The following is a 20698-nucleotide window of genomic DNA, read 5'->3' on the forward strand; positions in this document are numbered from 1 at the left end:
GAAAACAAGAAATGTGCACAGAGGAACGAAGATACATTCTAATATGGGCATCTGGTGCATTTTTAATGGCACTTTCATTACCCATAACCTTAATGGTGATTATTAAAGATGCCATGCTGCGCGCAAATATACCGGTGCATGATCCGCACAGTGTAAGCTGGCTAAAACCGGTATGGGATGCCCTGCCCGATACCAGATCATGGGCTGTTTACAGCACTTCTGCCTTGGTTATGTTCACCCTTATAGGGTTTGTTATTGGGTGTGCTCTTATGTCTTTTGCGTTCCGGCATTTAATTGCCATGCAGCAGAAAACCAAGGAATCCCGATTTCAAAAAAACATGAAGAGATTCCGAAAGTTTTCCTAAAAAAAACCTCATCAGCCGCTTATAACAAGCCGAATGGCAAAGATAACAAAAACCAAAGCCGTTAACCCATCCAGAACACGAATAACAACCGGGTTTGCAAGAAAGCGGCTAAAGAAAAGTGCTGTAAAGGCCAACGTAAAATACCACGTTAGTGTTAATGTGGCCTGCACTACGGTTAACAGCAGCGCATATGTTACGGCATTTACTTCAGGGGGAATAAATTGCGGAAAGGCTGTAAGATCAAACACCCCAACAAGGGGGTTTAGAATTGTGGTGAACATCCCACGCTGAAAGCCCGACCAAAATGCCTTGGGGGCCTGATTTTCGGAATCTGTTTCCGTCTCTGGTGTGGAGCGCAGAACATTAACCGCCAACCGAAACGCCAGAGAGAGCAGATAGCCAGCGCAGGCCCATTCCAGCACCAGATACAATGTGTGAGAAGCCGCAATAAGCGCGCTTAGCCCAAATGCCGTGCCAATGCCCCACAGAGTTAAGCCCGCAGCAATGCCCAACACCGCACCAATAGCGGTTGTGCGCCCTACACTGATGCTCAGCCGGATAATAAGGGCTGTTTCTGTGCCCGGTGTTAAAACAAGAACACCCCATGCAGCAGCAAACGCCAGCACAGGAAGGAAAACATGCGGCATAACTATCCGGCTCTCCGGTTAAAGGTTTGAAAGCGTCCTAAAGGAGAAAACGGAAAAGGTGAACAGGCTGTAATAAAAAACAGTACACTTTTGATGCCACTGCAATACGCACAGCATTTGGTTTTTAACACGCTTGTGTTGTTAACGTGGTGCCAGCTGTAATGGCCCTTGCTCAAACGTAAGCGGAGTTTGGGCTGGCCCGCATAAAGTGCGTGCAGGAAAATTAACGCCCACATCACCCAAAGGAAACGTCAATACAGCACGGTTGGGGGAAACACATTGCCCCCCATCATACACATTGCCAGAAACCCAATACATGCTGGCCCGCCACAGTGCATGGGGCTTGAGTATTTTCTGGCCCGGCTGCTGGTTGGAGGAAAGTGGCGCTGGTTTGCCTATTGCCAGAACATGATCCTGTGCATCTTCAAGCTGCACAACTGGCAATGCAGGCACAGCACAGCGCGTGGCGCTGCGGTTAGAAAGAACAACCCACGCCCCGCTATGGGACATGCCATCAAAAGCACCCTGCCCGCTCTCAAAATGCACAGATAAATCAGCCGGTTTGCAAGATTTTATAACCCGATGCGCCTGCGCTGCATGCACACCACCCACAAGCAGGCACATGATAAGCAAAGAGGTAGGCGTGCAGGCTGGTTTTATCATGTATTGTATTTCTTTCTGTTTTTAAGGCCGGTTTTACTAACCCCTTAAAAACCCAAGGTATGAAGCACTCAAAACCAATGCCCCATACCTTGTTTTTACATTATTTACAGAACGCGGCCTGCAATGCTTTTCAGCTTTGCTACCAGTTCCGGGTCACGCACAGAAGGTGCCGTCATAATAGCGTGTTCCAACGCATGGTCGCAGCCTGCGCTACAGCTATGGCGCTTGCCACCCAAAGCAGGAATAACAGCCTTAATCAGCGCTTTGGCATTGGCTGAGTTCGCCTGCATGGTTTTTACAACGCTATCTACGGTAACGTTGTCATGCTCCGTGTGCCAGCAATCATAATCTGTCACCATAGCCACTGTGGCGTAACAGATTTCAGCTTCACGCGCCAAGCTGGCTTCTGGCATGTTGGTCATACCAATAACGGAGCAACCCCAGCTCCGGTACAGCTCGCTTTCTGCACGGGTTGAAAACTGCGGGCCTTCCATAACCAGATAGGTGCCGCCGCGCACAGCGGTAATACCCAGCTTGTCTGCCTGTGCCTTCAGCACATCGCCCACGCGGTTGCACAGTGGGTCTGCCATGGAAATATGCGCCACACAGCCTGTATCAAAAAAGCTTTTTGTGCGTGCAATGGTGCGATCAATAAATTGATCGATCACCACAAAATGCCCCGGTGGCAGCTCTTCTTTCAAAGACCCCACAGCAGAAAGCGAGACAATGTCTGTTACGCCAGAAATCTTCATGGCGGCAATATTGGCCCGATAGTTCAGGCGTGAAGGCGGAATGGGGTGCCCACGGCCGTGGCGCGGCAGAAACACGCAGCGCACGCCATCCAGCCGCCCGAAAAGAAGCTGGTCAGAAGGCAGGCCCCAAGGCGTTTCTACCGTGCGCCATTCCTTTTCTTCCAACCCGTCAATATCATACAGGCCAGACCCGCCTATCAGGCCAATAACGGGTTCCACAGTTTCATTTTCTGACATGCGACCAGAGTCTCCGGTTTAAAATCACAAACAACACGGCAAGAAAGCACAGATACAAACCTGCACCTATGCCAACACGGCGGCGGGTATCCTGATGCGGTGCAGAAACCCACGCAAGAAAAGTGGTAACATCCCGCGCTTCCTGCGTAACAGTTGCGGGGGTGTTATCTGCATATTTTACAGCGCCCTCGCGCAAAGGCGGCGGCATGGCGGTGTAATGGCCAATAGCAAAGGAATTGGCAAACCCTTTACCCGGCACGCGTGCTGCATCGGGCTTATAACCGGTGAGCAACGCAAAAAGTCTGTCTGCTCCGCCGGGGTAAACCTGCACAATGCGCGAAAGGTCGGGCGGCACCACACCCCCATTGGCCGCACGCGCAGCCTCCGGCCCGGAATAGGAAGAAGAAAGTGCATCATCTGGCCGGGCGTTGCGGTGCTTCAGCCGCCCTTCAGCATCCAGCCCATCTGCTACCTGCCATGTAGCGGCAACAGCTCCCACTTCTTCCAGCGTTAAGCCCATATCTGTGAGATCTGAAAAACGCACTTCCGACAAGCTGTGGCAGGAGGCACATATTCCCGCAAACACAGCATATCCACGCTGCACAGAGGACAGATCAAAATGCCCCAACGGCCCTTTGAAAGACCAGTTCTGCTCTGGCGCTTTAACAGGCTGTGCTTGTGCGGGCCGCACAATATCTGGCCCCAGCACCAGAGTGCCCAAAAGCAGCATTCCTCCGGCACATCGCCAAAGTGTGGGGCGAGTTTTCTGCACGGTCATGCCCCTTTCCCCTCAAAACGGGTGCGCAAGGGCAGAAAAACCAGAAAATACAGGTAATAAATCAAACAGGCAGCCTGCCCAGCCACAAGCCATCCACCCTGAGCATGATGCACACCTGCTGCTGCCGCTGTAACAGCAGCCCCTACGCAGGCCAGAAGCGCCCCGGCATCTGCCAGCCGTGCCAAGCCACCATTTGCTGTACGCCTGCCTTTATCCAGCCACGGCACAGCAAACAACACGGCCACTGCACCGCCAGAAACAAGCAGCCCCCAGAATTTGGAAGGCACAACCTGCAACATTCCGTAAAACGGCAGAAAATACCATTCGGGTTCAATATCAGCTGGTGTGTGCAACGGGTTGGCTGGGCGATAATTGGCTGGCTCTGTTATCAGCCCCGGCCAGAAGCACATTACGGCTACAAAACCCAAGGCCATAATCAATACGGCCAGAATATCCCGCGTGGTAAAATACGGGTAAAAGGGCAGATATTTGCGGCGTGTTTCGGGTTGTACAGAAGGGCTGGAACTGCCCTTTGCATGCACAACAGCAACATGCACCAACACCAGCCCGATAATCACAAACGCCAGCAGAAAATGCAGGGTGAGCATACGGTGCAGCGTGGGTGTGCCCGGGCTTTCACCACCCAGAAAAACCTGTTCCAGCCCCTGCCCCACAAATGGCACAGCCCCTACAGCCTTGGCGGCCACATCTGCGCCCCAGTAAGACATTTGCCCCCAAGGCAGCACATAGCCTGCAAAGGCTGTAACCATCACCAACACCAGCAAGCCACAACCGCTTAACCATACGCCGCGCCGTGGGGGCAGATAGGTGCGGTAATACAACCCGCGCAATAAATGCACATATAGGGCCGCCATAAAAAACGAGGCCCCTGTCATATGCATGGCACGCAGCAGCCAGCCAGAGGGCATACGCCGCTCAATAGCCTCGACTGACCCGAACGCAAGCGAGGCATCGGGGGTGTAAGCCAATGTAAGCGTTAACCCCGATAACAGCATGAGCACCAGAACAGCCACCAGCATGGCGCCAATGGTCCACCACCAGTTCAGGTCTGCGGGCAAAGGCAGGTGGCCATAATGCCGTGCATACGCACCCGCCTGCTGTAGAAAGGAATGTGCTTCCTTTTCTGCCTGCTCCGTATGGCGGGCCGGTGTTGCTGCCATCTTGCCCTTTTCTCCCCTTACGCCACTTTATAGGGTGCATGCTCCTGCCCTGCGCAGAGCTGCTGTTGGTTTAACGATGTTCGGGTTCATCTTGCAATGATGCGCCTAAAAGCGCACCCCTTGAAAGCCTGTAAGCAGATGGCAGCTTCAGGCAAGGACGATGAGGAAAAGACAGTTCAATGACGCCCACCGACACCGCTGATGTTTCTGCCCACCAAGCCCTTAGGGAACCAGCCCGCCAATGGTTTGAAAGCCTGCGTGACAAAATTTGCGCCGCTTTTGAAGCCATTGAGGATGACGCTGTAAAACAGAACAGCCCTGTTCTGCCCGGCCACGAAGCCGCAGGCCGTTTTGAGCGCAAAAGCTGGAACCGCCTGAACGAAGATGGCAGCCCCGGCGGCGGCGGTGTAATGAGCGTAATGCATGGCCGTGTTTTTGAAAAAGTGGGCGTAAACGTTTCCACCGTGCAGGGCACTTTTACACCGGAATTTGCCGCCACCATTCCCGGTGCAGCAGAAGACCCCCATTTTTTTGCCACGGGTATTAGCTTGGTTGCGCATATGTGCAGCCCGCTTGTGCCTGCCGCGCATTTTAACACCCGCATGATTATTACCACTAAAGGCTGGTTTGGCGGCGGTGGGGATATTACCCCCATGTTCCCCGAAAGTGTAGAAGCGCAGGATGATGCCGCGCGCTTTCATGCCGCCTTTGCGCAGGCCTGTAATGCGCATGACCCGGAATATTATCCGCGCTTCAAGGCATGGTGTGACAAGTATTTCTACCTGCCCCACCGTAACGAACCCCGCGGCCTGGGCGGTATTTTTTATGATCGGCTGAACAGTGGCAATGTGCAGGAAGACTTTGCCTTTACCAAGGATGTTGGCCTGGCTTTTCTGAATGCATTCCCCGAAATCATCCGCGGCCGCATGATGGAACCCTGGACACCAGAACAGCGCGAAGCCCAGCTTATCCGCCGTGGCCGATATGTGGAATTCAATCTGCTACACGACAGAGGCACGCTGTTTGGTCTAAAAACCGGTGGCCATACTGAAGCCATTCTGATGAGCATGCCGCCAGAAGTAAAATGGCCGTAATAAAACTGTCGTGATTCTGCCCACATATGCGCTTAATATGAGGCAGAAACAGAAAGAGGATCTCCCGCGCTTGCCCCACGCTGATCAGCCCCGGCTTTTTGTGATGCCTGAACGGCAGCTTTCGCGTCGTGTATTCCTAAGCACTCTGCTGGGTGCCGCTGCTGTTGTAGCGGGCGCACGCACAGCACGCGCTGAGGATCCTCTCCCCAGCAGTGCTGATGGTGGATCTGCACTTATTATTGGTGGCACGTCTTCTTCCGAATGTGGGCGCTGGGCCAGCCTGCTAGCCCCCGCGCTGGAAGAAGAACTGCACCTTAGCCCTCCTTTGCAGCTTACCCCCACAACCGGGTGGGATGGCATAACCGGGGCCAATCTGTTTGATACCCAGCAACAATCAGCCCCCGGCCCTGTTGGGTTGATAATACCCGGCACGGCTATTCTTTCTGCCATGCTGGGTGGGCCGCGTATTCATTTTGACTACCGGCGCTGGGCCCCTGTGTTTTTGGTGGCACAGCCCAGCGTTGCGGTTGGCCGCGTAAGCCTGCATCAATCTTTTCGTGCACGTTTAACCGGGCAGCTTACACGTGTGGCCGTTTCCAAACTGACGGGGCCGGAGCTCACCACCGTTCTGGCATTGGATATGCTGGGCCTGCGCCCGCAGCCGGTGGCCGGACATGCCACGCCAGAGGCCGCAATGGCCACTTTGCAGGCAGGCCAGACCGATGTGATCCAACTGCCTTTGGATGCCAGCTACCCAAGCCGTATTGCCACATTACAGGCTGCGGGTTTTGCCCCCCTGTTTGTTAATAATGCCCGGCCGGATATGCAGATTCATCAGCCCAATCTGCCGCCCGATCTGTTGGCTGTGCTGCAACAGGAACACAAATATTCTCAACCTGCGTTTCTGCTACCGGCTTGGGGCGCCATTGCCGCAGCGTGTAGCTTACGCGCCGGGCTTGTGCTGCCTGCCCTTACCCAACCCGATAGCATTGCCCGCTGGCGCCATGCGGCTGAAGTATGTGCAAACCGTCCGGCCATTCAACAGGCTGCTGCGGCAGAAAACCAAACCATTCTGGCGGGCACGGCAGGCACTCCGTTTTATGAAACGCTTATGCCCGAACCGCATGTGCTAATGGCACTGCGCCGCTGGTTTGCCCAAAGCCTGCCCCGCTGGCGGGATGCCACACCTCCGGCCCTGCTTTCAACGCCGCCTGCGCAGTAATACGCGAACAGACCCTCTGTTACCTGCATGAGGGTACGTAAGCCCCAGAATACGGCGGCGGATTTCTGGCCTTTCCAGCCAATGGGGCAATTCGCGGCGTAAAATACCGCCTTCCTGCCCCGTGCCCAGGCCGGTAATAATTTCCACACAGCGCAGGCCCCTATGGGTGGCCACATCCATAAACTCCATCAACCGATGGAAGGCTTCCTGCGCCACCATGCCGTGCAGATCCAACCGCCGCTCTACCTTAAAGGTGCCTTGGGTAAAGCGCCGCCAACTGTAATCATCCACACCGGGCTGGCGTTTGCCTATGGTTTCTACCGGGCGCGGTGCCTGTTGCACGCGCAGCCCCGCAGCAGGGGCACGCGGGGCTGTAAAGCCGTAATTAGCCGCGGCCACACCGCTTTCACCACCAGATGAAGACGCCATAAGCCCACAGGCCTGAGATTTTTTGCCAGCCTTGGCCTGCGCGCGTGGAATAGCCTGTGGCTCTGGCTCATTCTGCGCAGCGGGTGGCACAAGTTCGGCCACATGCAGGGGGGCAACATCCCGCACAACCAGCGCCCATAGCGCCTTTTCCCCCTCCTGCAAATGCCGCCGACGCCTGTTCACATCACCCTCTACGTTTCATGCCCTAAAACCAGAAATGGCCCGTCAGGCTTGGTTATCACCTGCCTGCGGGCCATCTTTCAAGAAAAGAAAAAAGCAGCCCCCATTTGGAAGGCTGCTTTTCTTACACCAGATTTACTATTTGGCAGCCGGATTGCTGTTGGTCAGCAGCTTGCCATCGTAACGCCCTGTCAGCGTTTTCAGGAAGGCCACAATGTCCGCCACATCCTGATCAGAGATGTTCTGATCCGGGGTTTGGTAACGAGCCATTTTGCGCACAGCCTCATCCAGCGTTTTTACGCTGCCATCATGGAAGTATGGGCCTGTTAGCTCAATATTACGCAGGTTGGGCACCACAAAGCGGTTCATGTCACTCGGTTCATGCGTTACGGCGTAACGGCCTTGATCAGCATCCGTCAGCTTGCCACCACGGTCCTTGAAGTAATCACCTTCAAGACCCATGATTTCCATGCCGCGTCCACCCACACCAATGCCGGTATGGCAACCAGAGCAGCCAATGGCCTTAAAGCGTTCATACCCGCGTTTGGCCTGCTCACTAATGGCATCCGGCTTGCCTTTGAGGTATTCATCAAAAGCGCCATTGGGCGTGACCAGCGTTTTTTCAAACTCGCCAATAGCCGTGGTGATGGTTTTTTCATCAACCTGGGCATCTGGGCCAAATGCAGCCTGAAACAGCGGTGCGTATTCCGGGTTGGCATTCAGCTTGTTGGCCACTTCCTCCCAGTTATGAGAACCCATTTCCACCGGGTTCATCACAGGGCCAGCGGCCTGCTCTGCCAGCGTAGTGGCGCGGGCGTTCCAGAACTGTGCCATCTTGAAGTAGGCATCATACACTGTAGGCGTGTTGATGGGACCTTTCTGCCCACCAATGCCGGTGGCTGTAACCAGATTATCCACCCCGCCGGTATCCAGCCCGTGGCAGCTTGCGCAGTTAAGCGTGTTATCGCCCGACAGGCTCTTATCAAAGAACAGCTTGCGCCCCAGTGTCCATTTGGCCGGGTCTGCTTCCACGCTTTCTGGCACAGGGCGAATAGGCTCTGCAGCAAACTGCTCTGCAGCACCGGTGTTGTTGTAGTTTTTGCGGCGCGTATCCTGCACCCATTTCAACACGGCTTCGCGCTCTGCATTAGACAGATGGGCGTGCCAGTGCATCATCAGATACAGGTTTGGCGGCATACGGTTTTGCGTAATCACTTCCTCAATGCGGGAAAGCTGCTCTTCCGTAGGAACTGTGCCCTGTTCAAACGCATCCAGCACCGGCTCTACACGGAAATGACGCAGCCCGTTGGCGCGGTCTTTTTCCATAAGCGTTTTGGCAACCGGCACGCGGAAGTAAAACGGCAGATCACGCTGTTCGGCATGGCAGTAATCACACCGTGCCTCACGCAGGGCATTAAAGGCTGCCAGTGCCACAGGATCTTTCAGCGTGGGGGAAGATGCTGGTAATTCTGGTGCTGTAATATGGTCAAAATGCTGCAGGTAAGCGACTGTTCCACCATAAGCCAGCAGAGCTGCACCCACTGCTGACACGATTAATCGTTTCAAAACCCGGTCTCCTGATTTCTACGCCTTGATTGAATAGCTTTTATGCGCTGTTACCTGCATTGTGTTTGATACATATCAATATGTCCAAACGATTGTTTTTATTTTAATAATTGAAATTTTCGATGATCAGGCGTTCAGGACGCCAGATCATCTTTCAAACGTGCGCGGGCAATAGCCACGTATTCGGGGTCCAGCTCCATCCCCAACCCGTAACAGCCAAGCCTTTGGGCAGCCAGCAGCGTGGTGCCCGTGCCCATAAATGGGTCAAGCACGCGCGCACCTTCACGCCCATGCAGCAGAATGCACTGTTCAGGCAGCGCTACGGGAAATGTGCCGGGATGATCGAACTTTTCTGCCCGGCCCCGTACGGTTTCATACGGAATAAACCACGTATCACCCCGGCAGCGCCTATCCTGCCTGTGGCCACGGCGGGCGATGTTGGATTTATCCTTATACGGCACTCCGGCGCGCAGCCGATCAAGCCGCACATCTCCATGCAGCGTGAAGTGGAAAACATGCTCGTGCCCGCGGTGCAAAAACCGCTGGCTGTTCATGGGTTTGAAGTGCCCGAAGCTGTCTTCCCCCACAGAAATGGATTTCACCCACGAAATATGGTTTTGCAGCACAAACAGATCACGCAGCCGCACCGCCAGTTCAAACGGCAGCCAAGGCTGTGCGGATGAGCCGGAAATATTCAGGAAGAATGAACCATCATCCTTGAGGATACGCTGCAACTGCTGCGCAACCTCCAGCATCCAGTCCAGATAATCCTCTTCCTCCCGCCTGTCTGGATAACTGCGGTAGGACAGGCCGATATTATAAGGGGGGGACGTAACAACCACATCCACAGATTCCGCCGGCACGCGCTTGAGCGCACGCAGGCAGTCACCCATCACAATTTCCTGCTGCCCAATTTTATAACGGCGGGCGCGAGGTGGTTTGGTGGATGTGGTGTTGGCGCGGGATGCCCCGTTACCTTTGGCAGCTTTCACGCACTACGCGCCGCCGCAAGGCGCCATGTGCTGCCGTTCACATCCAGCAGGCGCTCAAAAGTCCACAGATCAGAAAACTCGGTAACGGCATCCGTGCCTGTTACCGGCTGACCTTCCTTGTTCAGCACAAGGCTGATCTGATCAGAAACAATGCGCACATCAATGGCTGCTGCCGTGCCAGCTTCCATAGGGGCAATGCGCACATCCTCAATGGCCAGAGACCGAATGGCTTTTACATCTGTGCGCTGTGTTTCTTCCGCATTGGTGCGGGCTGTAATACCGGCCTCAAACGCAGAAAGCACTGCGGGGGTCAGATACGTTTTCAGCACATCCACATTGCCTTGCGCATAGGCACCCACCACCTGCGCGAATGCAATTTGTGCACCGTTCAAAAACTGCTGGGGTGTGAAGGAAGGATCTTTCTGCCGGATATCTGCCAGCAATGTGCCCACGCGCGTGCCCGGAGCAGGAATATCAAATTCCGCCGCGGTTTCAGGCTGCTCTGGCTTGCCTTCCACAACTCTGGGCGCTGCATCCGGCCGAACCTGAAGCTTGACCTGTACCGGCTGAATACCCACGCGCTTGCCCAGCACGCTACGCAACCGCAGCACCAGAAATGCTGCAACCAGAGCCAGAAGCACCAGATCGACCGGGAAATGGCCGAGAGAAAAATCCATCTGTCTTACGTCCACCAAAAACCTTGCGCCTGTTCTGCCACAGCACATGAAACAGAACCGGAGAATCGCGTGTTACTTATCACATAGTCACGCGCATGGGGGGATACAATCACCTGCCCTCTTGCTAAAGGGGCATTATGCTTCCTACCTTGCGGGTATCATGATCATCCTGCGACACTGCGAAAGCGAATTCAACCGCCATTACAACCTTCATGGGGGAGACCCCGGGTTGGAAGACCCGCATCTTTCTGCTGAGGGCAAGGCCCACGCGCAGGAACTGGCCCTGAAGCTGGCAGATAGGGGAATCCGGCGCATACTGGTTTCTCCGTTCACACGTGCGCTGCAAACCGCCACACCTTTGGCGCAACGTTTGGGCATTACCCCGCAAATTATGCCGCTTGTGCGCGAACGCGGCATGTATTCATGCGATAAAGGTACACCAGCCTCTGTTCTGGCATCTGCATGGCCGCATCTGGATTTTGCCCACATAGATGAACACTGGTGGTCTGCACTGCCAGAAAGCAGTGCAAGCCTGGAAAACCGGGCACAACAGTTCCGCCAGATCATGGCGCAGGATGCCAGAGCATCTGAAACGCTTGTGGTTTCTCACTGGTGGTTTTTGCTGAGCCTGACCGGAGAGAGTTTTGAAAATGGAGACTGGCAGCATTTTTCACCCTGAGCACGCATAAAAAGGCGTGCGCACAGCCCAGATACCCTGCCAAACGTGCCGCTTGCGGTTGGCGGATGCCTGCGGGCATGCTACCGCGAAGGGTATCCAAAGTTGAAGCTGACGAAAGCAGAACCGATGTCTGAAACAGAACAGAGTGCCCCACCCGCACTGCCGCTTGCCGTTAACCTGCAGTACACCCGCGATCTGTCGTTTGAAGTGCCGGTTGGTGCAGAAATTTTTGCCACCCTGCGCAGCCAGCCCCAGATTGGCGTGAACATTGATGTGCAGGCCAACCGCCTGCAGGATGACCAGATGGTTTACGAGGTTGTTCTGTCCATTAAGGCAGAAGCCAAGGAAGCCCCGGAAAAGGAAGGTGGCCCCGCTGGCCGCACCGTGTTCCTGACTGAACTGGTTTACGCCGCTGTGGTAACCCTGACCAACCCGCCGCAGGAACTGATCGAACCGATCCTGCTGGTTGAAGTGCCGCGTCTGATCTTCCCCTACGCACGTAACATCATCAGCGATGTCACGCGTGATGGTGGCTTCCCGCCCATCGTGCTGCAGCCGATCGACTTTGTGGCTCTGTGGCAGGCACGCCGCGCAGAATTCCCCGAAGCAGCAGGCCACGCATAATCGCGTTGCCCTTGTTGTAAGGTTTACAAAAAGCCTTCGCACTTACGGGTGCGGAGGTTTTTTATGCGGGATATGCCCCCAAAGCATCCATAACCGCTGCGGCGGATACATGGTCTGCAATGCGCACATTTTGCCAACCGGCCGCACGCAGCACACCGGCCACACGGCCAGATATCACCACTGCTCTTGCTTGCGCGGCTAACGCATTCTGCTCTGCCTTTGGCAAAGCTGCCAACCAACCAGCCGCACTCTCTGCTGAAAAAAACAGAACCACCGCCACCTTGGCGGCCTGAATGGCTGTGCACGTTTGTACGTTTATGTGCTGGATTGGTTTGGCTGCATAAACAACCCGGCGCACAACTTTAAACCCCGCCTGCCTACACCAAGCCGCAAGCTCTACGCCTTGCTCTGCCCCAGAGCATAGCAACAGGCTGCCGCATTCTGGCTGTTGGTGGGTTTGCAAAAGCGCAACAAGCGCACGGGCATCACCATCCGCACTTTTAACATGCGTAAACCCGGCATCTCGCGCCCGTTGGGCTGTGCGATCCCCTACCGCGTAAACCGGTATATCCAGTGCCTTGGCCTGCTGTGCCGCTGCCACCACAGCAGAAACAGCCTGCCCACTGGTAAGGAGTATGGCTGCGGGTAATTTTTTCGGTAAGCGCAACGTATATCGCTGCACAACCAATGCAGGTGAGGCCAATGGCAGCCAGCCTGCATCTGTAACGGCTGCCATTGTTTCACTCAGCCCCGGTTCCGGGCGCGTGATAATCACGCCGCGCGGATGCATGGCCTTACCTCAGTTTTCCTCAAAAATATCAGACGGGCTGTCTTTACGCAGGCTTTCACCCAGTTCCTTACCCAGTCTTGCAGCATCTTCCGGCAGGCCCGTGATGCTGCGCTTTAACAGGAAAGACCCATCTTCACGCGCAACAAGGCCCGTAAGGTGCAGTTTGGGGTCTTCCCCCGCCACGATGGGAATAAGCTGCGCGTAGCCACCAATAGGCGTGCGGCACGAACCATCCAGCTCTGCCAACAAAGATCGCTCTGCCGTGGCAACGGCACGGGCCTCATAATCTTCAATCGCAGAGAGAAGTTCGCGCAGTTCAATATCATCTTCGCGCACGGTTACGCCCACAATGCCCTGCCCTGCGGCTGGCACCATAACTGTGGGGTCCAGCACAATGCTGGCGCGCTCTGCCATGCCAAGGCGCTTAAGCCCGGCAAGAGCCAACAGCGTGGCCTGACACTGATGGGCCGCGAGTTTATCGAGTCGGGTTTGCACGTTGCCGCGCAGCAGACCAAATTGCAGGTCTGGGCGCACATGGAGCATCTGCGCCTGCCGGCGTACGGATGCGCAGCCAATAAGCGCACCTTCTGGCAGGGCGGAATACGGATCATCCGGGTCGGACTGCGCAAGGCCGGGGCTGAGGATCAGGGCATCACGCGCATCTTCCCGCTTAAGCGTGCAGGCCAGCACAAGGCCGGGGGGCAGCGTGGTTTCCAGATCCTTGAGGCTGTGCACGGCAAAATCAATCCGCCCATCGGCCAGGGCTTCATGAATTTCCTTTGCAAACAGGCCTTTACCACCAATTTCGGCCAAACGCCGATTTTGCACCTGATCACCCGTGGTGTTAATCTGGTGTTCCTGAAACGCGCCCATATCCCGCAAAACGGGGCAGAAGCGTGTCAGTGTGGTAAGGAAGGCGCGCGTCTGCACCAGCGCGAGGGGCGAACCCCGCGTGCCAACACGCAAAGGCAGGGTGCGGCGCCCAGAATGGCCACTTGCCTTTTTCTGGCGGGCCGCCGCTTCCGCCGCAAGTTCCTGCAACGCAGGAGAAGGGGCGGATGAGGAAGGGTAGGCTGAATCCATAAGAGTGTCTATTACCGGGAGTAGAGAAAGGACAAGAAGTGATGATGCCCGGCTGGTCTGAAAAACTTGCGCGACCGAAAAAACATTCCGCCCCCGTCCATCTATTGCGTTGCCGTAAGGATACGCCGTTTTGCATGATGCGTCCATGAACGAAACCGCACAAAACCGCAGGCCAGATGGCCCAATACTGGCCATTGAATCTTCTTGCGATGAAACCGCATGCGCCATTTTGGCCCCCAATGGCACCGTGCTGGCGCAGCGTGTTATTTCTCAGGACGGGCATGCAGATTTTGGCGGCGTGGTGCCCGAAATTGCCGCCCGCGCCCATTTGGCCCTGTTGCCGAATCTGGTTAAGGCCACTTTGCAGGATGCCAACATCGCCCCGGCGACTCTGTCTTTCATTGCCGCCAGCACCGGGCCGGGGCTTATTGGCGGGCTGATTGTGGGCAGTGGCTTTGCCAAGGGGCTGGCATTGGCGCTGGGCATTCCGTTTGTAGCGGTCAACCACGTAGAGGCCCATGCCCTCACAGCCCGTCTGCCCGGCATTGTGCCCGATGGCGCGCCCTTCCCCTACCTGCTGCTGCTGGTTTCTGGCGGCCATTGCCAGTGCATTGCCGTAGAAGGCGTAGGCCATTACCGCAAACTGGGCGGCACGATTGATGATGCAGCCGGTGAAGCCTTTGATAAGGTTGCCAAAATGCTGGGCCTTGGCTGGCCCGGTGGGCCAGAGCTGGAAAAACTGGCGCGTGAGGGCAACCCCAAGGCCATTTCCCTGCCCCGCCCACTCTGGCGGCGTGAAGGCTGCGATTTTTCATTTTCCGGCCTGAAAACCGCTATCTCCCAAAAGCTTGTACCTTTTGGCAAAGCCCCCCTGCCCCGCCAGTTTGCGGCAGATCTGGCTGCTTCCTTCCAGCAGGCTGTGGCTGATGTGGTGACCAACCGTATTGAACACGCACTGGATATGATGCCCGAAGCCAAACTTCTGGTAGCTGCCGGTGGCGTGGCCGCAAATACGGTTTTGCGCGCCGCGTTAGAAAAAACAGCAGCACAACGTGGCCTGCGCTTTGCAGCCCCGCCTTTGCGCCTGTGCACAGATAACGCCGTTATGGTGGGGTGGGCAGCCTTGGAAACATGGCAGAAAGCCGCAGAGTGCAATCTGCCCCCCATAAACGACAACGCCCTACGCCCTCGCCCGCGCTGGCCACTGGAAGATATGGCCAGCCGTTTTGAAGCAGAAACACCCTCCGCATGAACTATCGCCACGCCTACCACGCCGGCAATTTTGCCGACTGCATGAAACACGCCCTGCTGGTTACCCTGCTGCAAAGTTTTTTGCGCAAACCCGCGCCTTTTATGGTGCTGGACACGCATGCCGGTATTGGCCGGTATGATCTGCACAGCCCAGAAGCCGAAAAAACGCAGGAATGGCGAGATGGCATTGGCAAACTATGGAATGAGGATGCCGCCAGCCCGCTGGCAGATTGGCTGGAGCAGGTAAAAAAAGCGGGCGGACCGGAGTATTACCCCGGTTCTCCGCTCATTATTGCGCAAATGCTGCGGGCGCAGGATTCGTTAATCTGCTGCGAAAAGCACCCAGAAGATAAACGCAGCCTCTACCGGCTCTTTACCAACACCCCCAATGTCACGGTGCATGAGCGCGATGCTTACGAGGCCCTGCGCGCCCTGTTACCCCCCAAAACCGCCAAGCGCGGGCTGATTTTGATTGATCCACCATTTGAAGAACCGGGAGAATTCGGCCGGCTCGCACAAGCGGTGCAAACCATTCAGGCCCGCTTTGCCAATGCAATTATTGCTATTTGGTATCCCATCAAGCACCGCACGCCAGTTCGGATTTTTCATGAAACGCTCATGGGCACCGGTATCCGCAATATCTGCGTAGCAGAACTGCTCATGCGCCCACCACACAATCCGGATCAACTTAACGGCGCGGGTTTGCTTGTTATCCGCCCGCCCTTTGGCTTTGCAGAAAAAGCAGGCGCACAGCTTGAACGACTGCAACACGTGCTGGGCGCGCATGAAAGCTGCATCACCCAGCTTGTAGCGGAATAACGCCCTTACTGGCGTTATGCGTGTAGTTTTATGGCAAGCAGGTGCCGCCACATATCTGTGGCAAACCCCTGCTCGCCTGCGGCCAAAATCTGCACGCCAATGCACAACAGCACCAATGCTGCCATACGGCTGACAATACGCGTGCCCGTCACACCCAGCATGGACACCAGCTTATCCGCGCCAGAATAAGCGGCCCATACAATAGCCACAACACACACACCAGCCAGCGTGGTGCCAATGGTGTACGCCCAGAAAGGTTCATCTGCCGGGCAGCCAGAACCAAGGGCAATGGCCACGGCAATTGTGCCCGGCCCCACCGTAAACGGCATGGCAAGCGGGAAAAACGCGGCATCGGCCCAGTTAGGGGCCATAACCGTACGACCACCTTGCAGAGCCTGCTTTTCCTTTTGTGCTTCAACCGTTTCCGGGCTTTGCAGCAGATCCCACGCACGCACAGCCACAACCAGCCCACCTGCAACGCGCAACGCATTTACGGTGATACCGAAAAACGCCAGCACCATACTGCCCAGCCAAAGCGAGGCCATGATGAGGCAAAGGGAGTAAAAAGACACCAGCCGCGCCAGTGCCATAATTTCAGTTTGCGAGCGGCCTGCTGTTGCCTGCGCAAAAATAAGCGCAGCCCCAAACGGGTTTACAATGGAAAACAGCGCAGGAAACGCCAGCAGAAACGAGGAAATGGAAGATGTAAATGCTGTTGCTGTTAACAGCATTGCGGGAAAATGAGCTGACATAACCCCTCACCGTTCTGTCCGAGGCATCCGCCCTCTACCCGAGGAAACACCGTTTCATCACGAAAAATCTGATGGCACCAAATTGCCCGCACCACCCTTGTACGTTTTAACAAAGCGTGATGCCTGCGCAATATCGTCCGCTGGATAGCAGAAATTAAATCCACTGCCATCATTAAGTGCCCATACACTCAGCCCAATATCATCGTAAATACGCAGGAAGTCATTCCCCACCTGCCAAAACACGGGTTTTAGCCTTTCCTGCAAGGCCAGATCCCGAAATTTCCAGATAGCAGAAATACTGTCTGTTTCTTCCCCTGCCGGATCCCCCAATGCCACCAGATAGGCATCTCGCCGGTAAAGCGGCAAAATAGCCTCTCCCGCTTCCCCCGTCACATACCCCTGAGGCTGAAATGCCTGAATATCTGGCAGGGCGTGATCCAGATTTTTATAATGGGTGTAGGCATCTTCATCCCACTCCCGCACGGCAATACGGCCCGGCCACATCAGCCGCGCCACAACAAACAGCGCCAAGCCCACAGAAAGCGCGATTGTCCAGCGTACGGAACCCCGCGCATGTGTCGCCAGCATCATCTGCCACCAACTACCAGACGTATCATGCCGGGTGGCCAGCGCGATTACACAGCCAAACAGCAGCAGCAAGGAAAGCAGGGTACCGGTAGAAAGAGGTTCGCTCAAAAGCCGCGCGTGCCGGTAATAGCAGGAGCGGAACGGCGCAATAAACAGCGCAGAAAGCCCCAGCATAACCGGCACAAAAAACGTATTACCGCGCAAAAACGTCAGCACAGTTGCGGTAAGCAGCAGATACAGCGCGCCACGCCATGCCAGCGTAACCCGCTGGGAAAGCCCAATAGCCAAGCTGATAAGCACCACACCCATAAGGGAAAGCACATAGTTGCCGCCCACACGGGCCATTGTCAGCAGGCTTTCTGGCACCATGGCAAATTTGGGCACGGGGTCCAGCATCACCAGACAGATCAGCATAACCCCGCAAAGTGAAACCGTGCCCGTTGCCACGGCCACAGAAAAAGCGGCCTCACTTTCCCGCACAACCTGGCTGGGCCTGCGTTGCGCGGGCGCCGGAGCCGCGGCGGCATCCGGGTTGTTTTGTATTTTGCGGTTTTTCTTTTCTGCCAGAGCGGCATCACCGCGCAAAAACAGCTCGTGCCCGGCAAACATGATCCCCGCCAGAAACAGCGGAATAATGTAATAGAAAAGCCGGAAAATCAGCACCATGCCCAAAATCTGTGGTGCTGGCATATAGGGGCCTAAAGCCAGCAGCATGGCCCCATCAAACACACCCAGACCACCCGGCACACTGGCCACCAGCCCGGCTGTGTAAGACGCAATGTAAATGGCCAGAAAAGATCCAAAATCCACCCCGGCACTGGGGGGAAGCAGCACAAAAGCAATGCTGGCCGTGGCCGCAACCTCTGCCGTGGCCACCAGTGTTTGCATAATGGCCATACGAGGGGATGGCAGTTCCACCACCCATTTGCGGAAGCGGAATTCCCGCACCTTAAACGCCAGCCCGATGTAAGCGGCCACACCGCACCACATCAGCGCGCCAATAACCGCCAGCACAGATGCGGGCACACGGTGGCCAATGCCCGGCAGCACCGTGGGTTCCCAGATCAGCACCGCACCTATCAGCACCGCAGCACCCAACAGATAGGTGGCAGAGCAGAAGGCAATAATCTGGGCTATGGCAAAGGAATTAACGCCCCAATTGCGGTAAAGCCGATACCGCACCGCCGCGCCAGACACGGCAGAAAAGCCCAGATTGTGCGAAAGCACGTAGGAACAGAACGCCGCAAAAGCCGCCCGCCGAAAAGGCAGTTTACTATACCCCACCTGAATGACGGCCAGCCGATCATAAAAGGACAAGATAAAGTAAGACAGCAGCGTGCAGCCAACCGCCATCCACATCTGTCGGGCCGGAATGGCCTCCATGGCGTGGCGGATATCTGAAATACGCAGATGCCGCAGTTCATGCTGCACCACCACAATGGCCGCCACCATAAGCAGCAGGCCAAGAATATGCGGCAGATGCTTGAGCCACTTTTTCCATCCCCCTCCGCCCGGAAGCGAAGAAGGGGGAGCTGGTGGGGGTGGGGTCTGCGTCATGTAACTTGCGGCGCTATGTTTTAAACCTGCGTCTCACGCAGGAGGGCTGTATCTATCAGGGCCACAGTTTCTGCCACGCCATACAGCGCAACAAAGCCGCCAAAGCGCGGCCCTTCCTTCTGGCCCAGCAGAACTTCATACAAACAGGTAAACCAGCTACGCAGCGGCTCAAACGCGTGGCGCTTGCCTACCTCGAACACCAGATTCTGCAAGGTAGAGGCATCTGCGGCCTCACCTTCATACCCACGCAGGCATTCTGCCAGATCCGTTAGCGCAGCACGTTCCTGCTCGGTTGGCGCACGGAAGGTTTTGGCCGGGCGCACGAAATCTGCGTAATACGCTACAGCATGTTTCACCAAACATGCCAGCATGGGGTGTGTTTCGGGCGAAACGGCAGCATCATACCGGCGGATAAAGCCCCACAGCACTTCTGGCGTTTCTGCATTGGCAACGCTGGCAAGGTTCAGCAGCATGCTAAACGGCACCGGGCTGCCTGCATCTTCGGGGATATGGCCTTTATGGATAAACCATGCCGGGTTGGCGCGCAGGTCATTCCCCTTGGGGTTTTCGGCCTGCAGCACCTTGGCCTTATCAACATGTGTCAGATATTCATCCGCCGTTTTGGGGATGACATCAAAATACAACCGCTTGGCACGCTGCGGCTGGTTGAACATGAACTGCCCAAGGCTTTCAGGCGGGGCGTAACGCAGCCATTCTTCAACAGAAAGACCGTTGCCCTTGGATTTGGAAATCTTCTGGCCTTTTTCATCCAGAAACAGCTCATATGTCAGCCCTGCAGGCGGTGTGCCGCCCAGAATCTTGCAGATACGGCCAGAAAGCCGCACGCTGTCTATCAGATCCTTACCAGACATTTCGTAATCAACGCCCAGCGCATACCAGCGCATGGCCCAGTCGGCCTTCCACTGCATTTTGGCGTGGCCACCGGTTACGGGTGTTTCAAACACCTCACCGTTGGAAGGATCTGTCCAGCGCACAGTGCCGGCTGCGGCATCTATGGCGTCCATCTTTACCTGCATAACCTCACCCGTACGGGGGTGAAGCGGCAGAACGGGGGAATAAGTGGCGCGCCGGTCTGCCCCCAAGGTGGGCAGGATAACCTTTAGAATCTCATCATGCACTTCCAGCACGCGGCGGAGTGCGGCATCAAACCGGCCAGAGGTGTAATACTGGGTGGAAGACGCAAATTCGTATTCAAAGCCGAAGCTGTCCAGAAACGCGCACAGACGGGCGTTGTTATGTGCGGCAAACGATTCGTGCGTGCCGAACGGATCTGGCACGCGGGAAAGTGGCTGACCGATATATTTTTCCAGCATGTCGCGCTGGGGCACGTTATCGGGCACCTTGCGCAGGGCATCCATATCATCGGAAAAAGCCAGCAGGCGCGAGGGGCGGCCTGTCAGGGCTGTATAGGCCTGCCGCACCCATGATGTGCGGGCAACCTCACCAAACGTGCCAATATGCGGCAAGCCGGAAGGGCCATAGCCCGTTTCCAGCAACGCCGGGCGTGCATCGTCCTCACCGTTGGCGGTGCTGCGCACACCAACATGATCGGCTAGTTTACGCGCCTCCTCAAAAGGCCAGGCACGTGGAAGATCGGAAACGGGAGCGGATCGGCTTTCTGACATGGCGGGAAGCTATGAACTGGACACGCTGCGGTCAATCCAAAAACGCGCAGCACAGGATGGATAGAGGCAAATTTTACCATATCATTGACGTTAACAGCCCTGCGTTTCATGCTTTATACCTAAATC

General features: G+C 55.8%; 21 protein-coding genes. 7 read left to right on the top strand and 14 right to left on the bottom strand.

What is annotated here, in order from left to right:
* Window positions 1-11: 11 nt before the first annotated feature.
* Window positions 12-365, top strand: coding sequence for a hypothetical protein (locus tag QQM41_RS01900; RefSeq protein ID WP_128105091.1), 354 nt, complete (start codon window positions 12-14; stop codon window positions 363-365).
* 11 nt (window positions 366-376) lie between these two features.
* Here the strand turns inward: QQM41_RS01900 and QQM41_RS01905 are convergent, their stop codons facing one another.
* From QQM41_RS01905 to QQM41_RS01925, 5 genes are all read right to left on the bottom strand, one after another.
* Window positions 377-1012 (bottom strand): LysE family translocator, encoded by a 636-nt coding sequence (locus tag QQM41_RS01905; RefSeq protein ID WP_004449023.1) that lies wholly within the window; start codon window positions 1010-1012, stop codon window positions 377-379.
* Between the two features lie 141 nt (window positions 1013-1153).
* The gene (locus QQM41_RS01910; RefSeq protein WP_339077560.1) at window positions 1154-1675 is read right to left on the bottom strand and encodes a DUF4232 domain-containing protein; all 522 of its coding nucleotides are present in this window, start codon (window positions 1673-1675) and stop codon (window positions 1154-1156) included.
* Window positions 1676-1779: 104 nt separating this feature from the next.
* Window positions 1780-2664: an S-methyl-5'-thioadenosine phosphorylase gene (locus QQM41_RS01915; RefSeq protein WP_003628301.1), complete on the bottom strand. Its 885-nt coding sequence runs from the start codon at window positions 2662-2664 to the stop codon at window positions 1780-1782.
* The gene (locus QQM41_RS01920; RefSeq protein ID WP_339077561.1) at window positions 2651-3442 is read right to left on the bottom strand and encodes a cytochrome c1; all 792 of its coding nucleotides are present in this window, start codon (window positions 3440-3442) and stop codon (window positions 2651-2653) included. The genes QQM41_RS01915 and QQM41_RS01920 overlap by 14 nt, the downstream gene beginning before the upstream one ends.
* Window positions 3439-4623: a cytochrome b N-terminal domain-containing protein gene (locus QQM41_RS01925; RefSeq protein ID WP_339077562.1), complete on the bottom strand. Its 1185-nt coding sequence runs from the start codon at window positions 4621-4623 to the stop codon at window positions 3439-3441. The genes QQM41_RS01920 and QQM41_RS01925 overlap by 4 nt, the downstream gene beginning before the upstream one ends.
* A gap of 179 nt (window positions 4624-4802) precedes the next feature.
* Here QQM41_RS01925 and hemF point away from each other — a divergent pair, with 179 nt between their 5' ends.
* Both hemF and QQM41_RS01935 read left to right on the top strand, forming a co-directional pair.
* A complete protein-coding gene (hemF, locus tag QQM41_RS01930) occupies window positions 4803-5717 on the top strand; it encodes an oxygen-dependent coproporphyrinogen oxidase (RefSeq protein WP_339077563.1) in 915 nt (304 codons plus the stop codon).
* Between the two features lie 10 nt (window positions 5718-5727).
* The gene (locus tag QQM41_RS01935; protein WP_339077564.1) at window positions 5728-6939 is read left to right on the top strand and encodes a hypothetical protein; all 1212 of its coding nucleotides are present in this window, start codon (window positions 5728-5730) and stop codon (window positions 6937-6939) included.
* Here QQM41_RS01935 and QQM41_RS01940 read toward each other — a convergent pair.
* The 4 genes from QQM41_RS01940 to QQM41_RS01955 form a co-directional block, all read right to left on the bottom strand.
* Complete coding sequence (locus QQM41_RS01940; protein ID WP_339077565.1) at window positions 6919-7551, bottom strand: Smr/MutS family protein; 633 nt, start codon at window positions 7549-7551, stop codon at window positions 6919-6921. The genes QQM41_RS01935 and QQM41_RS01940 overlap by 21 nt on opposite strands.
* 135 nt (window positions 7552-7686) lie before the next feature.
* Complete coding sequence (locus tag QQM41_RS01945; RefSeq protein WP_339077566.1) at window positions 7687-9114, bottom strand: cytochrome-c peroxidase; 1428 nt, start codon at window positions 9112-9114, stop codon at window positions 7687-7689.
* A 134-nt stretch (window positions 9115-9248) separates the two neighbouring features.
* On the bottom strand, window positions 9249-10106 hold the full coding sequence (locus QQM41_RS01950; protein WP_128105085.1) for a site-specific DNA-methyltransferase: 858 nt from the start codon (window positions 10104-10106) through the stop codon (window positions 9249-9251).
* Complete coding sequence (locus QQM41_RS01955) at window positions 10103-10783, bottom strand: Tim44/TimA family putative adaptor protein (RefSeq protein ID WP_339077567.1); 681 nt, start codon at window positions 10781-10783, stop codon at window positions 10103-10105. Before QQM41_RS01955 ends, QQM41_RS01950 begins: the two co-directional genes overlap by 4 nt.
* Before the next feature lie 46 nt (window positions 10784-10829).
* On the opposite strand from QQM41_RS01955, the gene QQM41_RS01960 reads away from it, so the two are divergent.
* Together QQM41_RS01960 and secB are read left to right on the top strand one after the other, a co-directional pair.
* Window positions 10830-11462, top strand: coding sequence for a histidine phosphatase family protein (locus QQM41_RS01960; protein WP_080986767.1), 633 nt, complete (start codon window positions 10830-10832; stop codon window positions 11460-11462).
* Window positions 11463-11588: 126 nt separating this feature from the next.
* The gene (gene secB, locus QQM41_RS01965) at window positions 11589-12086 is read left to right on the top strand and encodes a protein-export chaperone SecB (RefSeq protein ID WP_003628317.1); all 498 of its coding nucleotides are present in this window, start codon (window positions 11589-11591) and stop codon (window positions 12084-12086) included.
* 61 nt (window positions 12087-12147) lie between these two features.
* On the opposite strand, the gene QQM41_RS01970 is transcribed toward secB, so the two are convergent.
* Both QQM41_RS01970 and hemC read right to left on the bottom strand, forming a co-directional pair.
* Window positions 12148-12876 carry a uroporphyrinogen-III synthase gene (locus QQM41_RS01970; protein WP_339077568.1) on the bottom strand — a complete coding sequence of 243 codons (729 nt, stop codon included), beginning with the start codon at window positions 12874-12876 and terminating at the stop codon, window positions 12148-12150.
* Window positions 12877-12885: 9 nt separating this feature from the next.
* Window positions 12886-13959 (bottom strand): hydroxymethylbilane synthase, encoded by a 1074-nt coding sequence (gene hemC, locus QQM41_RS01975; RefSeq protein ID WP_128105083.1) that lies wholly within the window; start codon window positions 13957-13959, stop codon window positions 12886-12888.
* A 145-nt stretch (window positions 13960-14104) separates the two neighbouring features.
* On the opposite strand from hemC, the gene tsaD reads away from it, so the two are divergent.
* Window positions 14105-15211, top strand: a complete 1107-nt coding sequence (gene tsaD, locus QQM41_RS01980) for a tRNA (adenosine(37)-N6)-threonylcarbamoyltransferase complex transferase subunit TsaD (protein WP_339077569.1) — start codon at window positions 14105-14107, stop codon at window positions 15209-15211.
* The gene (locus tag QQM41_RS01985) at window positions 15208-16029 is read left to right on the top strand and encodes a 23S rRNA (adenine(2030)-N(6))-methyltransferase RlmJ (RefSeq protein WP_339077570.1); all 822 of its coding nucleotides are present in this window, start codon (window positions 15208-15210) and stop codon (window positions 16027-16029) included. Before tsaD ends, QQM41_RS01985 begins: the two co-directional genes overlap by 4 nt.
* A gap of 14 nt (window positions 16030-16043) precedes the next feature.
* Here the strand turns inward: QQM41_RS01985 and QQM41_RS01990 are convergent, their stop codons facing one another.
* The 3 genes from QQM41_RS01990 to QQM41_RS02000 are packed head-to-tail and all read right to left on the bottom strand — an operon-like array spanning window position 16044 to window position 20572.
* Window positions 16044-16781, bottom strand: a complete 738-nt coding sequence (locus tag QQM41_RS01990; RefSeq protein WP_339077571.1) for a MarC family protein — start codon at window positions 16779-16781, stop codon at window positions 16044-16046.
* Window positions 16782-16838: 57 nt separating this feature from the next.
* Window positions 16839-18926 carry a lysylphosphatidylglycerol synthase domain-containing protein gene (locus QQM41_RS01995; RefSeq protein WP_128105080.1) on the bottom strand — a complete coding sequence of 696 codons (2088 nt, stop codon included), beginning with the start codon at window positions 18924-18926 and terminating at the stop codon, window positions 16839-16841.
* A 20-nt stretch (window positions 18927-18946) separates the two neighbouring features.
* The gene (locus QQM41_RS02000) at window positions 18947-20572 is read right to left on the bottom strand and encodes a lysine--tRNA ligase (protein ID WP_128105079.1); all 1626 of its coding nucleotides are present in this window, start codon (window positions 20570-20572) and stop codon (window positions 18947-18949) included.
* Window positions 20573-20698: the final 126 nt, after the last annotated feature.

It is taken from the genome of Acetobacter sp. AC2005 (assembly GCF_037901235.1).
Taxonomy (GTDB): domain Bacteria; phylum Pseudomonadota; class Alphaproteobacteria; order Acetobacterales; family Acetobacteraceae; genus Acetobacter; species Acetobacter oryzoeni.

Excerpts from the sequence above, each read along its gene's own strand:
- hemF (WP_339077563.1), top strand. The coding sequence starts at position 4,803 with ATGACGCCCACCGACACCGCTGATGTTTCTGCCCACCAAGCCCTTAGG.
- tsaD (WP_339077569.1), top strand. The coding sequence starts at position 14,105 with ATGAACGAAACCGCACAAAACCGCAGGCCAGATGGCCCAATACTGGCC.
- secB (WP_003628317.1), top strand. The coding sequence starts at position 11,589 with ATGTCTGAAACAGAACAGAGTGCCCCACCCGCACTGCCGCTTGCCGTT.
- QQM41_RS01960 (WP_080986767.1), top strand. The coding sequence starts at position 10,830 with ATGAAACAGAACCGGAGAATCGCGTGTTACTTATCACATAGTCACGCG.
- QQM41_RS01925 (WP_339077562.1), bottom strand. The coding sequence starts at position 4,623 with ATGGCAGCAACACCGGCCCGCCATACGGAGCAGGCAGAAAAGGAAGCA.
- hemC (WP_128105083.1), bottom strand. The coding sequence starts at position 13,959 with ATGGATTCAGCCTACCCTTCCTCATCCGCCCCTTCTCCTGCGTTGCAG.
- QQM41_RS01955 (WP_339077567.1), bottom strand. The coding sequence starts at position 10,783 with ATGGATTTTTCTCTCGGCCATTTCCCGGTCGATCTGGTGCTTCTGGCT.
- QQM41_RS01900 (WP_128105091.1), top strand. The coding sequence starts at position 12 with ATGTGCACAGAGGAACGAAGATACATTCTAATATGGGCATCTGGTGCA.
- QQM41_RS01915 (WP_003628301.1), bottom strand. The coding sequence starts at position 2,664 with ATGTCAGAAAATGAAACTGTGGAACCCGTTATTGGCCTGATAGGCGGG.
- QQM41_RS01910 (WP_339077560.1), bottom strand. The coding sequence starts at position 1,675 with ATGATAAAACCAGCCTGCACGCCTACCTCTTTGCTTATCATGTGCCTG.
- QQM41_RS01970 (WP_339077568.1), bottom strand. The coding sequence starts at position 12,876 with ATGCATCCGCGCGGCGTGATTATCACGCGCCCGGAACCGGGGCTGAGT.
- QQM41_RS01995 (WP_128105080.1), bottom strand. The coding sequence starts at position 18,926 with ATGACGCAGACCCCACCCCCACCAGCTCCCCCTTCTTCGCTTCCGGGC.
- QQM41_RS02000 (WP_128105079.1), bottom strand. The coding sequence starts at position 20,572 with ATGTCAGAAAGCCGATCCGCTCCCGTTTCCGATCTTCCACGTGCCTGG.
- QQM41_RS01985 (WP_339077570.1), top strand. The coding sequence starts at position 15,208 with ATGAACTATCGCCACGCCTACCACGCCGGCAATTTTGCCGACTGCATG.
- QQM41_RS01920 (WP_339077561.1), bottom strand. The coding sequence starts at position 3,442 with ATGACCGTGCAGAAAACTCGCCCCACACTTTGGCGATGTGCCGGAGGA.
- QQM41_RS01990 (WP_339077571.1), bottom strand. The coding sequence starts at position 16,781 with ATGTCAGCTCATTTTCCCGCAATGCTGTTAACAGCAACAGCATTTACA.
- QQM41_RS01905 (WP_004449023.1), bottom strand. The coding sequence starts at position 1,012 with ATGCCGCATGTTTTCCTTCCTGTGCTGGCGTTTGCTGCTGCATGGGGT.